Raw genomic sequence first — 15,580 nt, 5'->3', positions numbered from 1 at the left:
AATCCATTCTAATGTCTGTATAATGCCTTTTTTACATGACACTGTTAATACTTAATAGGGGGGGTTAATGCCAACACAGAAAGAGCTTCGGGCTACGATGTCCAAAAAATTACAGGAAGCTATTAAACATCCAGATCCAGCAGTTGTTGCAGGGAGGAAGTCAGCTATCAAGAGATGGGTGGGAGTCCTTCAAGATAACTTTATGGAGCACATCAAATACTTTAAGGGTGATAAGTTGAAGTTTTTGCACAATGTATTCCAAGATGAAAGTTGCTGGTCAGGTATAAGATTAAATAATGCTGTTTTAGGTCAAAGACTTACTGAAGAAAAAATAGGTGGAATAGATAATCCACTTCGCAAATATGAGATGGCTTGTAGTTACTGTGTAGTAGATAAAATTCATCCTCTCTTTCAAAAAAGATTTGAGTTTCTCAAGAACGGTTTTCGTCCTGGTGCGCGTGATGGTAGTGGTAATCCTATAACTGATAAATACGTACGAAACTCCCTACTAGATACTATAAAAAGAAATGGTAGCGTGTTTGATTTCTGGATTGATAGAGAATCTGGGGAATTAAAGAAGTATGATGCAGTAGAAGGCTTTAACAGTGCTGTAAAACTTAAGTGGAGTGAAGGAGTAGAGTATTTTTATAGTCATCTAAAAGAAGAAGATAAAGAAAAGAAGCTTACAGAAGCTATTATTGCTCTATCTCGCGTTCAATCTGTTGAGAAAGATGCTCCTATTTTAGATTTTTGTGTAAATAAGGTAGCTGACAAAGATACTCTTTTGCAGAAATTATCGCAGAAAGATAAAGGAGTATATTCCCTTTTTGCTGAATTAATAGAGGCATGTTTTTTTGATACGGTTCATGATTTAGTACAGTGCTGGTGTTATAAAGGAGTTTCAGAACGTGGAGGCGGAGATCATTCAGAGGAAATATTCTCATATGAAGAATATAAACTTCTTCTTTCCTCACTTTCAAATGTTATGTTGGAAAATCCTGAGTTTAATGCTCAAGCTAGATCTCTTATTATGGAAATGTGGAGATGTGGTCGCTTTTATAAACACAAAGAGGCTGCTGTCGATACTTCTAACTTCCAAGTTCCTATAGAAAATGCACTTGCAGGGTTAGTGGTTAATTGGGAAAGATCTGGTCGTAAGTCTGATGAAAAAAAAGAAATATTAGAGATAATGTTATTTGCCAAGGATCGCTTCCCTGAAAAGTTTGAGTCCTTCAAAGAAGTTATGATAGAAGACCTTAGATTATGTGGTAGGAAAGGCAAGAAAGTAAATGTAGATTATGGTCCATTTGCAGAAGAGTTATTCTCTGAATTAGAGAAAGCAACTTTACCTCCTGGTCCTGGAGGTGATGGCCCTAGGTATGATTTACGGACACGATCTCAAGCTTATGGTAGTAAGAAAACATCTTTGCTACTTGATGGTTCTGGTGATGGTCCGCAGTCTAAGTTTGAAGCTCCTAGTGTAAGCGGTGTTTCTAGCCGTAGAAAATAGAGGGGTATCTTATATGAATAATCGTGATGGACTTATTAGGAGTTTAGTAGATGGAGATCTTGAAGATTTCAGACAAAGATTTGAATCTTTTTTAGATCAATGTCCATCTTTCTTGAATTATGTGAATGCAGGTCGTTTCCTTCCTGTATTCTTTTTTAGTATGTTTGCCACTGCACATGATGCTAATATCTTAAACACAAATGAGAGAGTCTATTTTCGTTTTGATAACCATGGTGTTAATCCACGTAATGGTGAAAATCGAAATACGGGAAATCTAAAAGTTGTCATTTTGACTCGTAATCGTGACGGACAGCAAGTTGTCAGATGCTACAGTATTTCTGATCGTCCTAACAGTGATGGGCTAAGGTTCAGTACAAGGGAGAGAAATGCTCTAGTGCGAGAGGTTAGACGGCAAAATCCGAATTTGAGAGAAGAGGACCTAAATTTTGAGCAATACAAAGTATGCATGCATGGAAAGGGCAAGAGTCAGGGAGAGGCAATTGCAACAGTATTCGAGGTAATTCGTGAAAAAGATCGTCAAGGTAGGGATAAATTTGCCAAATATTCAGCATCTGAAATCAATCTTATTAGACGGCTCTTAGGAGATCACAGACTAACAATTAAGCAAATAGAAGGAAGACAACTCAATCAAAATCAGCGTAGACAACTTGGTAGGTTGGTCAATTTTGTGCAAATTGCACCAGGTCAACAAAGAATTGATAACTTTGCGGAAATGTTAAGAAGTGGAGTTGTACGAACTTTACGAGACAATAGCACAGTAATTTTTAGATATATAACTCGAATCTATCGTAATTACGCAGGTACATTAGAAAATGATATTCAAGATCGCAATCAAAAGTTTGAGAGTCATGGGTTTTTATTAGGTTTTTTAGCGAATTTTAGTCATCTTTGCACAATAGATATTGACCTTGACTTATCTCCTAGAAACTCACATGTTGCATTTCTTGTACGTCATCAAGCAGAAAGAGAAAATATTCCTATTGTTATTAATCTTGCTATATTTGACACACCGTCAGATGTTACATTAAACTGTGCCATAGGCTACGCTGGAAGGTTACACACTTCTTCATTTATACCTATTCATACCACATCAGAACATACTGTTTGTGTTGGATTAAATTTTAATTTAAATATAGATCCTTTTAGTGTTGATACAGTAGGGCTTCAACAGGGTAAATTCCCGTTAGTACAAAGATTATTTGAGTGTGTAGAGAATGAAGGCATTAGAGAAAATGTTAGAGATTTCTTGCTTCAACATCTTCCTACTGAAATACCAAGAAATGCAGAGAATTATGATAGAATATTTGATTGTATAACTGGTTTTGCTTTTGGAAATAGTGCTTTTGATAGGCATCATTTACAACTCGCAGGGGGAGGGGAATTACCTGTAGCAAAGTATGTATTTAGATATAACGATGAGAATTTAAGACGTTTAACTATGGTCTTTCATGCTGAAGGTTCTGATATAGTTATACTTCATATTGGAGCTTACGATTCACAACAACAAGAAGTCATCAATTTACAAACTCTTGATATTGGTAGAAATAATCCTCGTGTATGGGAAATTTCATGCACACTTAATAATCAACTTGAACTAGATATTGATCTACCAAATGACCTTGATTTATATCCCAATTATCAAAATAATAATACAAATGATTTTCTTGATGGTGATCTTGTACAAGTGCCTAATGCTGAAAATGTACATAATACTTTGAATCAAGTTATGAATGATGGCTGGAAAAATGTAAGTCAGCATAGAGGACTATTTCAAGAGATCTCTGGAGCATTGATGCCGCTTGTGGATGCAATAAATGTTAATAGTGAGGATAAGTTCCGTTCTATACTACATGGTACATTTTATGCTAGTGATAATCCTTATAAAGTGCTTGCTATGTATAAAGTTGGTCAAACGTATAGTTTGAAAAGGGGTCAGGAAGAAGAAGGAGAAAGGGTAATACTCACAAGAATTACAGAACAGAGATTAGATCTTTTATTATTAAGACAACTTAGAGAGAATGACCTAGATACTCACCCAATTGGATATGTGTTAAGGCTTGCTAATAATGCAGAAGAAGTAGGACAACAGCAAAATGATGCGAGACAAGAAATCGGAAGACTTAAGAAACAACACAGAGGATTTATACCTATTACTTCTGGAAATGAGGTGGTTTTGTTTCCTATTGTGTTTAATAGAGATGCACACGAAGCAGGTAATCTTATACTTTTCCCAGAAGGGATAGGAAGAGAAGAGTATGTACACAGGCTTGATCGTCATGGTCGCAGCTCAAGACCAGGAGGATTAGTGGGACCTGAAAGTGTTATTGATGAAAATCCACCAGAAGGTCTATTATCAGATCAGACTCGTGAAAACTTTAGGCGTTTTTACGAAGAAAAAGCATCAGGACAAAATTCGATTTTTTTGCTTGATATAGACGACAATCTACATGTTCCGTTTAGTTACTTGCAAGGTACTAGAGCACAGGCAATAGAAACACTAAAGTCAAGAATAAGGGGAAGTGGTACTCCTGCAGCACAAGGAATATTAGAACGAATAAACAATATTCTTGGAGATCGTAATAGCATACAAGATGTTAATGATCTAGTTACACTAGATTTTGCAACAGACAATGGCTATTATCATTATTGGCTTCAACAACATGATATAACTTATGTTGCAATGACACAAAGATATAATTTCCCAGTTGTGGATGAAATGCGGTTTAATGTTATTGGTATTAGCGGTAATCAGGTCGACGTTTTGAAAACTCATATTAGACATTTTAAAAATGAGGGAGATGTAGGACCTCGAAGGTCAATTTTAATTGTTAATTTAGGCGGTAATCATTGGGTCACATTAGTGATTGATTACCGAAATGGGAATTATATTGGTTACTATGCTGACTCACTTGGTCATAATGTTCTAAATAGTGTTAGACGAGTTTTAGAAGATAATAATGTTACTCTCCATAATATTCTTATTGATCAGCAAGGTAATCGGTTAGTACAGCAAAGAGATGGATATAATTGTGGCTTCTGGGCATTAGAAAATGCTAGAGATATTAATGAAGTTTTACAGCAAAATAACAATCTTGGAAACCGAGGTGGAGGTGTGTTAGATGAAATGCGTAATTCTCTTACATTAAATGTTCCAGGCCTGAATAATATAGTTGATGAAAACAATCTTAGAAATGAAGAATACTTTAAAGTTCTGAGAAGAGATATCTCAAGAGAACTTCAAGACGTTAATACTAATGCTGGTAGAGCTCGTTCTGATGATGCTGGTAATCCTGATAGTGTCATGTCTTTTATTATAAACAATCAGAATAACCCTGAAATCCGTCGCTTACTATTAGAATACTTAGCGTCTCTTAGTCCACAGTTATCACATTTCAATAAAGAGCAACAGGCAGCACTTTTGCAGTTTGTATCCAGCAGCTTTCCAAATGCATCTATTGAATTAGTGAAACAAGGCCTTTATTTGCCTTCTTTTGAAGAGCGAGGAGTTAATGTTAATGGTAAATGCGTAGCAACTACCCGTGGTTTATCTCAAGCTTTATCTTTACACGAAAACAAATCATTTTTGAATACTCTAAAAACTTCAACTGAAATTTATGAGCGTATAGCTCAAGGTAAGCAGATATCTAGAAAGGAAGAAAAAGAGGTTTTTACTTTTAGTAAGCTGCTTAGTAGTTTTGAAGAGCAGGTAGATTGTGTTACAAGCACTTTGCCTTCAAGTTTAACTCATAGTAGGAGTTATAAAATGTTTAGTAATTTATCAAATTATATAGCTGAAATTAATGATGATTTTGCTCTTCATTTAGTAACAAGTAACCATGTTGTAGCCATTTACAGAATAGGTGATAATTACGCGTATTTTGATAGCAATGCGGCATTTATTTCTGAACTAAAAAGCGTTGATCAGCTTATGCAAGTTGTGGAAAAAGGAATAGAATTTGCTGGCTATGAAATAGGAGAAAAAGGCTTTCTCATTGAACACTTTAATGTTAATCAAGCTAATGACCTACTAGCTGATAAAGATAAGCAAACCTTAACAAAAGAAATACAAACAGAACGACAACTTCTTGCAAAACAAGATAAAGAGCTTGGCCTTATTAAAATTAATGGTCAAGAAGTATCCAGAGTACGATTATATGACTTTGGGACTAAAATTAATGTAAAAGGTAGCGTACCGTTGCTTATTAATGCTGATATGAAGTTAAATAGTGAAAAATTTCTAGATTATTTAGATAAAAAAGAAGTGAGCATGATAGCTAGAGAATATCTTGATAACTTACAAAATAGCAAAAATGTAAAAGAGGTAGTACAAGCAACCAAAGCAATTCCTTTTGAAGGTTCGAATCGAGAAGTTAAGGAAGCAGAACACAAGCGTAGCTCAGAGCTTAAGTTTTCTATGAAGCAATTAATAGAATATCTTTTGACTGCCATAATTAGTAGTAAGCAGAAAAGCCAACTGTCAAAGAATAATAGCAAATCAGATGGTAATCCTAATCATTATCTGGATAGTGTAACAATAAATAATCAATCGAAGGAGTCACAAAGGTATCAATCTGTTTCTTTCTGAAGTTGTGAAATTTCATCTATAGAAAGATGCCGTCTTGTAGTTCAACAAGAAAATTATAAAAATTGAATCTTAAGTTGTGTTGTGAGATAAAAAATACTTTCTATTTGCACCCTGTATAGAGGTGTCTAAATTATAGTTAGTGTATATGTTGATAATAAATTGGTTTTATACATACTTAGAGCATGTCTTCAAACTCAAGAATGAGCCAATTTGTGAAGCATAATAGTGATCATATAAAAAAAGATGTTGTTTTTTGAAGTGAGAGGAGAATGGTCATAATCCTTACTCATACGTCTAAAATTGGAGAGCCAAGCGTTTAACAATCCAATGTTTAGAGCATGTCTGCAAAGAAAGTAGAAAGAAATCAAGAAGTAACCTTAGCCAGAAAAAGTGGTAGAGAAGTTAAGAATATTTTTCACAAAAAGGACGATACCAATAAAAAGGATTTCGTTCTATTGGGGATAAAAACTGTTATAAATTTTTCTGTTATTTCCGAGTTCAATAATATTAGTTTAGCAATATTTTGTTAATATTTTAAGTAATATAACCATGTTTAGCAACCCAAAACAGGTAAGTGTGAGAATCGTTCGTTTTGGGATGCGTTGGTCTACCAATTGTACCATACGAACTTTTTTATATGGTAATTTGATTATGCGCTAAAATCATCTACATTGGCTCACTTTAGCCATATTTACATATGAACCAATTTGTCTAAACCTTGTTGCAACAATTTGAAGCTTCTATTTCCACGATTCTATTTTACGCAACGCATTCTCACAAATATACGATCATTTTTATGTTTTTTGGAGGAAGTAAATAATTAAATTCTCGTTGATACTAAAAAGTGTAGTGTTTTGTTAAATCAGAACGGACTTTGCAATATAGTTTAATAGCGCTTTAGTATACTCTTTACATTGGAGAATTTTGATGTAAATTACGTTTCCAATCCAATTTAGAAATCAGCAATATATATTGACAAAAGTTAGGGTTAATGATAACATAACAAAGAGAAAATTATCAGGAAATTTATGCCGCCAGTTAATGATTATACAAGTATTAACACACCTAAACGTGTTATTAACTTTGATATTGACTATTATGAAATATTGGGAGTAAAGGTAAATGCCAGCCTGGATGAGATAAAAAATGCATATAGAAATTTGGCAAGAAAACATCATCCAGATAAAAATAGTAACAAAGAAACAGCAAAAAAAAATTTTCAAAAACTTGAAGAAGCATATAGCATCTTGAAAGATTCAAAACAAAGAGCGGAGTATGATGAAGAAAGGATATCCAATGAACGTCTTGGAAATGAATTGTTCGGAGCCATTTCTTCTAAAAATTTAGAAAAAGCAAAAGACCTAATACAGAGAGTGAAGAACTTTAGTATGTTTCGCAATCAAAAAGTGATATTGACTTGTTTTGCTATGAATGCCTGTGAACATAGCAATTGGCTTAATTTTTATAAAGACTTTTTATTACGAGACAGTAAAAAAGTTGATGCTAATATCTCTTTTAAAGATAAAGCTTTAAGCCATATATGCAAAAACTGCTCAGGCATGATAAAGGCTAAAAGATTTTCATTAAGGGATGAGGTTATAAAATCACTATTAGAATACAGAGCTGATGTTAATAAAGTTAGTCAGTCAAAAGATAAAGCACCTATTTATTACGCTCTGGAAGATAATGACCATAATTTAGCAAATTTGCTTTTTCAGCATGGAGCAAAGATTAATGTTACTGCTGAGTTAGAAAAAGCAGTTATCGCTAATAGCTGTAAATATACAAAAGAAACGATAAGGATTCTGTTGAAATATACTTCCCCTGAACAAAATACTGAAATACTAAAGCATTTTTCAAATAATTCTATCTTACAAAGTGAAGGTATTGAAATTGTAAAGTTGCTTTTAAATAAAGGAGCTAATCCTTTTCTTGGAGAATTTAATGCAATGAAAATTGCTACTGATAAAGGTAATAGTAAGCTTATAGAGCTATTTAATTTAACACAGCAGGAAAACGATAAAGTTTCAGAAGGGTCGCATGAAAAATTCGATGTTTTGAACATTAAAACCCTTGATGAAGTGATAAATATTTTGAACGAAGCAGTCAAGCATAATGACTATGAGCAGTTAGACGAAGTTATAAATAACATAGATAAAGATGATGTGTTCATGAGTGGCCTGAATAGTGATAATTTTAAAGCCTTTTGTTCACGATACCTTAACTTGGATTTGCAAAAAAGGGACGATCATAAGTATATATATGACAATATGTTGTCAAAGTATAAACTTGATACAGAAAGTAATAATTGCAGCTTTTTAGTAGAAGAATTAGTGCTTCTAGCAATTGCAGCTAATGATAAGCTTACAGAAAAGTATCAGAGTAAATTGTTTGATCAAAAGGAACTGGAATCTCTATTACTGCTTGTAGGTCAACAAAAATACATTGATATTTTATCCGGCAGATTAAAAGAAAAAGATAACGGTATAAGAACTGTAAGCCATGCATTCTTTCCAACCATAGCATTAAGAAAAGAATTTAACCAACTCTTTACTGACCACGTTACTGAATACTTGAAAACATTAGAAGATGAGAATGTTGTTGATAAGATACGTAATATACTTAATTCGGCGTTATCTGTTAAAAATGAAGAGTGCATCAAAACGGTGCTATCTCCATCCCTAGAGGCTAAAGTTAGTGGTGCTAGTCTTTTGTATCTTGCTGCCCTCTACAGTAAAGAAGTAGCACAAGCTCTTTTGAATGGTGAAGTTTATGTTGACATTAAAGACGTTAGTGATATGACAGCTTTACACTTTATAGCTCGTGATGCACGTCAGACAGCTCAAAAAGATACCAATAACGGGTGGATGGAGTACATTTGGTCTTTTTTTCCTAATAGCAGCAAAGATAACGATGATGTAGCACTCTTTCTAGAAGGTGCAAAGTTTCTCCTTAGTAAAGGTGCTGATGTTGACGTCAAAGATAATAATGGTATAACACCTTTATACTTTGCGGTTTGCAATGGCAATTTGGAAATAGTAAAGCTTCTTGTGAAGAACGGTGCTAACTTCAACATTACATATAGAAATAGCACTGTTTTGAATTTAGCAAAATCATCCAAAACAGAGAAAAGAGAAGAAGTGATAAAATTCTTTAAGGAGGAAGTAGAAATAGAAAAGAAGCGTACACCTTTACATTACGCTGTTTTAAATGATAACAATGAAACACTTAATCTTCTTCTCAAAAAAAGATGCTATGATGTTGATGCTAAAGGTATTGATAATCGTACGCCTCTAGACCTTGCTATTCAAAATAGTAAACTAGAAGCTATTAAGCTTTTACTTAATTGTGATGCTAACTTTAATATTGGATATTTGCACTTAGCAATGCCAGATAGTGTTCAAACAAAAAAAATAGCTTGTCTTCTGATATCTAACCTTAAAGAGAGACTTAAGAAAACAGAAGCTGAACTTGCAAAGAAAAAAGAAGAGATGGAAAGCAAAATTGGAAAAGTAACTAAGCTTGATAATACTATAAAGGAGCTTAAGGAGACAAATGCTGGACTAGAAAGAAAGAATAGTGACCTAACTAGTCAGATAGATGATTTGAATAAAGAAAAAAATGTACTTGATTGCCAATTTGCAGAGAAGGAGAGAGTACTGAACAGAAATGTATGGAAATTAGAAGATCAGCTCAAAAAGCAGACGAAAGAGTTGGATGACGCAAAACAAAACTTGGATAGCAGAACTAGTGAAGTAGCTAAACTTGAGAGAACAAAAATCGAGCTAGAACAAAATATTAATAATCTGACTGGTAAAACAGCTCAACTTAATAACGAAAGAAATATACTGAGTAATACACAAACTCGATTAAAACAAGAGCATGCGGAACTTACAAAGGAAAATAAGCAGCTAAAGGATGTACAAGTTCAATTAGAACAAGAGCTGGAGAGTGCAAAGCAAAGCTTAAATGAAAAAATTAGTAAAGTGACTACACTTACTGAAGAACTTGAGGAAACAAAAACTCAACTTGCAGGAAAGGTGGAAGAGCTAAATATTGTAAATGAAAAGGTTTCGCAATTGCAAAAGAAGCTTGAGGGCATGGAAGTTTTGTTGAGACAAGCGAATAAAGAGTTAATGCAAGAGCAACAGAAGGCTAGTCAACTCAATGATCAAGTAGATAACCGTACTAAAGAACTTAAAGAGGCAAAGGCTCAGCTTGTAGACTTGCAAAACAACCTCGGTGATGCAAAGCAAGATTTGGCTAGAAAAACTAATGAAGTAGTTCAACTCACTGAGAAAAAAAAACAACTAAAGGGGCAGTTAAATACTGTACTTCAAAAGCTAGAAAAAGCTGAAAGCAAAAATAAAGAGCTGAGCACACAAAATGTAGCACTGGGGGATCAAAATAAGGAGCTGGAGAAGCTTAAAGATGAAAGTGAAAATAAAAGCCAGCAGCTAGAAGCACTTGAAAGTCAAGGTAAGCAGTTGAAGGGTCAAATTGAAAGTCTAAAAGCACAACTTGGCAACAGAAATCGAGAGCTGAGTAGCACAAATCAGAAGGTTGCACAGTTAGAACGTGAGCAAGATAGTATAAGGCAAGATTTAGCTGCAAAAACTAGAGAACTTGATGAAGCAAAAGTTCAATTTGAAGAGAATTTAAATGAAATACGGCAAAGCCTAAAAGGTCCAAGTCCAGACAATGGAAACAAAAAACTCTCAGCAGCAAGCGCCCAGGATAGAAAGCAAATAACCTATGCTTCTATTTCTTTTGTATTATCTGGAGCATTTGCTGTTGGTGCAAGTTTAACAATGTTTCATTTAGCAATCTGTATTACACTTGCTGTAGCTGCATTAACTTTTCTCGCAGTAGGGTGTTACTGTTCACATAAGGCAAATACAGCACTTAGTAATGTTGAAGTTAAAAATGGTGTTGATCCTGCTGTGAAGGTTTAAAATAGCTCAAGGTAATGAGAAACAGCAGGGGTACAAGATAAATGTTGTGTTAATAATTTAGATAGTATTCTAAATAAATTATCTTATTAAAAAAAATTATTGGACATATTCTTTTATACTGAGTTTAAAGCAGGAGAAGCAATAATAGACTGTTTTATATCTCTAATTTTCTCGAGCTTAGTATTTGGCTTATATAGCACAAGACCTATACATGCTAATCCAACTATTCCCACAACCACTGCTACTACAGGCATTTTCATGATATACAGTGCAATGCTGCTTACCAGTAACGCTGTACTAACAACACTAGCTAGAATTGCTTGCCTTTGCTGCGTTAATGGTTTGTCTTTTTCGTTTGTAGCATCAAAACATGGTTCAGCGGAAGATGGGCTGTCAGAAGCGTTTAGCCCTTGCTCATCTAAAGAGTTCTTAGCTTCTTTGTTGCTTTCACACATGAGTTGAGGATTTTCACTTTCTATTAAAATATTTCGAGCTTCTTCACTGTTTACAATTCTAGATTCATGTATTTCATGGTCTTTATTGATATCTTCACATCTAGTTTCAGCATTATCACTTACAGGTATATCATTTTTAACTTCTATATTCAGAATTTCTTCAAATCCCTTGAGAATCTTTGCACTTTCTTTGCAATTGTGTTTATTAGCATAGTCAAGTAGTGTAGTATAGCTTATCTCTTGACCTTCTGCTTTCTCTACTTTCACTTTCTGGTTGAGAATTTCTTTTAAAAAACCATTCTTTTTAGAAGCTTCTAAAACTGCTCTAATAGCTTTACTATCTTCCTCTAATATGCAGGATACCAGTGCCGTGTAAGTTATTGTTAGACCATTTGGCAATTTTTGGATCAATTCCTCACTAAGAACATCCTTTAAGGTTCCTTGATTTATTGCTTCTTGTAAAAGCTCCTCAAAAGCTTGATTATTTTTATAGAACACAGAGTGGCACAGTAGCGTCAGAGTCCCTTCCTTTTTCTCATCCTTGTAAATTATTTTTTTTGTAAGAAGTTTCTGCGTGTTGTAATTAGATTTATTAAATTTTCCACTAATATTTTCACCGTTTTCTATCTTCTTTAACAACTTGAAAAGCTTTTTTTTATCTTCATTGGTAAAATTATCCTGATCACCTGCCAGCTCATAGATTATATTTTTTGCGTTCTTAATCTTTTTAAACTTTGGCATTACTTTCCTTGCTCTACAATATTTAATTTTATAAATTAGTTATATTAACAACTTATTAATTGTTCAATTAGGTTGCTAATCCATAAAATTTCTCCAGTTGGTTACTCCATAACATCGGTATTTCCCTCAAGTCAGCTAACTTCAAACCCCTTGGCTGCCTCCCATTTACTATGTCTTCCTTAATCTTCGGCGCTAAATAATTCAGCCTTAAAATTTGCTGTATTCGTCTTGTACCTATATTAATTTTGGCACTCAGCTCTTTCACACTTCTATATTTTCCCTCTTCTAGTTGACGTTTCCAGGAATGGGCTCTCACCACTGCTTTCAGTAGTGCATTATTTGTTTTTCCTTCAGGTTCTACTACTGTGCATTTGTTTCCTTTCTTTTTTATTGGTATAAATTTTTTCTCTGATTCAGAATGCACCTCCATTCCATCCTCTTTCACCATTACTCCCTTTATTAACTTTTTCACTATTTCTTTCTGCTTTCCAAAATTTAAATTTTCCCATTTTTCTTCGGTCTTGTCTTTCCAATTTTCATATAGCTGCTCTGTTTTCCTCATTACTTCTTTTTCGACTTCTCCGGCTATTACATTTCTTTTTTCTGATTCACAACCTTTTCCCCTTAAATGATTATTGCATACGTAATATCTATATCTCTTATTCTCCTTTTTTGCATAGGTCAGTATCATGTTTACTTCACAGCTCTTACACTTAATTATTCCCTTAAGCAGCGCTTCCTCATATTTTGCTTTTCTATATGGCTGATTCTTTATTAACTCTTGCGCTTTTTGCCATTTTTCTTCCTCTATTATTGCTTCATGCTTTCCTTCATACTTTTTCTCATAATGTCTTATCTTTCCCATATATATTGGGTTTGTCACTATCCTTCTCACTGTTGCTTTTTTAAAGATATCTGATTTTGTTCTGTAACCTTCTCTATTTAACTCCCTTGCCAATTCTGCCATTGACTTCAGCTCCAAATATCTTTCAAATATGTGCCCTACTATTTTCGCTTCTTTCTCATTTATTATTAATTCTTTATCTTTTATATCATACCCTAGCGGTAAAGTTCCACCCATCCATAAACCTTGTTCTTTTGATGTTGCTATTTTATTTTTTACTCTCTCCACTATCATTTCTCTTTCTAGTTGTGCTGCTCCTGATAACACTGTTTGTACAAATTTTCCCATTGGCGTATTATTGTCAAATATCTGCGTTACTGCTATAAAATTTACTCGATGTCTTCTAAAAAATGATGTTACTTCAATGCTGTCTTTTGTTTCCCTTGATAGCCTATCCAGAGTATACACCACTACACAATCTACTTCTCCTTTTTTTACATCTTCAAACAATTCCTTTATCGCTGGTCTTTCTAAATTTTTCCCTGAGAAGCCTCCATCGTCGTACCTTTTGGCCGATACTACCCAGCCTTCTTTGCTCTTTATATATTTTTCACATGCTACTCGCTGCGCATCTAAACTGTTAAACTTTTGTTCTAGACCGTCTTCATTTGACTTTCTCGTATATATTCCACATCTTATCCCTTTACACATTTTCCTTTCCCTTTTGATCACGCAAACCAAATAGGAGCGGCCCATTGTAACTCATTCCCATTATTTTTCCGGCTACTGCTGACAATGACGTGAAAAATTCTTCTCTGTAGATTAAACCCTTATCTGTTACCATTACTGCATGCGTCTCTTCCCCTCTCTCTAATATTAGCTCTGTTCCTTCTACTGGCAGTTTGTCACTACTTATTCTTTTTCCCTTCTCCAGCCGATCTGCTAAATAATCTAGTCTTTTTGACCCTTTTCTTGACATTTCTCCATACACTTTTTCCTGCATTCTATAAGCTAATCTTGGTATCAGATATTTCTTTGAATGTTTAGGTGCCTCTTCCCCAAATACCTTCTTCCACGTTTTTCTCAGCTCACCCAAAGGTTTTCTCTCTAAATTCATTACTTTCTTTTCTGTTTCTTCCTCCATATTTTCTATCCTCTCATAAATAACTTTTCAATTCTGTCTATTTCTTTCCTCAATATTTCAGTGATCTCTTTGCTATAATCCATCGCTGTCATTCCAAATTTATCTGCTTGCTCTATTTCTGCTCCTGCTTCTACTAGCTCCTCCACTATTTCTTTTTTTTCCACCATACATGCAAGGTGCAATGGAGTGCATTTACTTCCATATTCCTCAGCATTTACATTCCCTCCTGATTTTATTAATTCTCTCACGGTTTCTAGGCGTTTTTCCGTTACCGCTAGGTGCAGTGCTGTATATCCTTCTACATCTGCTGCATTCACATTCGCTCCTTTTTCAATTAATAACTTCACTGTTTTTGCGTCTACTGCATAATGTAGAGCTGTTCTTCCCTTTTCGTCTCTTGCGTAAATATTTTTGTATGAGTACTCTAATAGTGACTCCTCTTTTCCTTTTTTACTCATAACCTACCTCACCTTTTTTTTGAATTTAAATTCCTAAGCCCTCCTTTTCACCACCTCATCTATCATTTCATTTACTTGGCTCATTATCTTGCTTGCTAAATTTTGACATTCTTTCTTTATTAGCGATTTGTCTTTCTTTCTGATTTCTTTTATCTCTATTATTTTTAGCTCCGGCATATAGCTCCCATTCAACATGTCTGCTATTTCTCCCACTAGCCCCTCTATTCCATAGCACGTCAGTTCTCTACTTTTTGTTATTCCACCCTTTTCTCTCAGAAATTTACTTGCCTTTTCACTTTCTTTACTATCACACAGAGAATACTTTTCACTTTCCCAAATGTAATACATTGGTGTTGCACCATATTTATTCAGTTGATTAACCTCAGCTCCTGCTTTTACTAGCTCTTTTATTATTTCAACTCCTGCTCCTCCTATTTTGCACGCAGAGTGGAGTGGAGTACATCCACTGACATATTGAGTAGCATTTACTTCCGCTCCTTCCCTTAGCAGTACTTTTACATTTTCTAAACTTTTTGCGAATACTGCGCAGTGCAGAGGTGTATAACCATTTTTATCTCTTGCATTAACCTCTGCCCCTTTTTTTATTAATAACCTTATTGTTTTGTAATTGGAGATTTCTACTGCTTGATGTAATATCGTCTCTCCTTCTTCATTTCTTTTATTAATGTTTTTAAACCCGTTACTTGATACTTCTTTAAAAAACTTACTCTTGCTAAAACTCATTTCATACCTCACAAAATTAGCTTTTCTAGCGCCAGACAAATTTCTTATATTTACCTGCTGCTATTCAAGTCATGTCCTTTTTAGCATAAGAAAGCAAGTCCTTTTCTTTTTATTTCATACACT

General features: G+C 34.3%; 9 protein-coding genes. 4 read left to right on the top strand and 5 right to left on the bottom strand.

Features of this window, described 5'->3' with window-relative positions; translation table 11 throughout:
* Positions 1–67 precede the first annotated feature (67 nt).
* The 4 genes from ACFEL3_RS01370 to ACFEL3_RS01355 all read left to right on the top strand — a co-directional run bounded on the left by ACFEL3_RS01370 (position 68) and on the right by ACFEL3_RS01355 (position 11,071).
* Positions 68–1,510, top strand: a complete 1,443-nt coding sequence (locus tag ACFEL3_RS01370) for a cytoplasmic incompatibility factor CifA (RefSeq protein ID WP_265039521.1) — start codon at positions 68–70, stop codon at positions 1,508–1,510.
* A 13-nt stretch (positions 1,511–1,523) separates the two neighbouring features.
* Positions 1,524–6,116, top strand: coding sequence for a cytoplasmic incompatibility factor CifB (locus ACFEL3_RS01365; RefSeq protein WP_320109415.1), 4,593 nt, complete (start codon positions 1,524–1,526; stop codon positions 6,114–6,116).
* Positions 6,117–6,454: 338 nt separating this feature from the next.
* Positions 6,455–6,646 (top strand): hypothetical protein, encoded by a 192-nt coding sequence (locus ACFEL3_RS01360; RefSeq protein ID WP_236514644.1) that lies wholly within the window; start codon positions 6,455–6,457, stop codon positions 6,644–6,646.
* 498 nt (positions 6,647–7,144) lie between these two features.
* Complete coding sequence (locus tag ACFEL3_RS01355; protein WP_236514645.1) at positions 7,145–11,071, top strand: ankyrin repeat domain-containing protein; 3,927 nt, start codon at positions 7,145–7,147, stop codon at positions 11,069–11,071.
* Positions 11,072–11,184: 113 nt separating this feature from the next.
* Here ACFEL3_RS01355 and ACFEL3_RS01350 read toward each other — a convergent pair whose 3' ends face one another.
* From ACFEL3_RS01350 to ACFEL3_RS01330, 5 genes are all read right to left on the bottom strand, one after another.
* Positions 11,185–12,267, bottom strand: a complete 1,083-nt coding sequence (locus ACFEL3_RS01350) for a hypothetical protein (RefSeq protein WP_236514646.1) — start codon at positions 12,265–12,267, stop codon at positions 11,185–11,187.
* 67 nt (positions 12,268–12,334) lie between these two features.
* Positions 12,335–13,822, bottom strand: coding sequence for a recombinase family protein (locus ACFEL3_RS01345; RefSeq protein ID WP_236514647.1), 1,488 nt, complete (start codon positions 13,820–13,822; stop codon positions 12,335–12,337).
* Positions 13,815–14,255 (bottom strand): DUF2924 domain-containing protein, encoded by a 441-nt coding sequence (locus tag ACFEL3_RS01340; RefSeq protein WP_236514648.1) that lies wholly within the window; start codon positions 14,253–14,255, stop codon positions 13,815–13,817. The genes ACFEL3_RS01345 and ACFEL3_RS01340 overlap by 8 nt, the downstream gene beginning before the upstream one ends.
* A 5-nt stretch (positions 14,256–14,260) precedes the next feature.
* Positions 14,261–14,713: an ankyrin repeat domain-containing protein gene (locus tag ACFEL3_RS01335; protein WP_236514651.1), complete on the bottom strand. Its 453-nt coding sequence runs from the start codon at positions 14,711–14,713 to the stop codon at positions 14,261–14,263.
* A 33-nt stretch (positions 14,714–14,746) separates the two neighbouring features.
* Positions 14,747–15,457: an ankyrin repeat domain-containing protein gene (locus ACFEL3_RS01330; protein ID WP_236514653.1), complete on the bottom strand. Its 711-nt coding sequence runs from the start codon at positions 15,455–15,457 to the stop codon at positions 14,747–14,749.
* Positions 15,458–15,580: the final 123 nt, after the last annotated feature.

Source organism: Wolbachia endosymbiont (group A) of Opomyza germinationis, from assembly GCF_964264765.1.
Classification (GTDB): Bacteria; Pseudomonadota; Alphaproteobacteria; order Rickettsiales; family Anaplasmataceae; genus Wolbachia; species Wolbachia pipientis.
The sequence above is the reverse complement of the archived record's forward strand: the minus strand, read 5'-3'. Positions and strand labels throughout refer to the sequence as shown.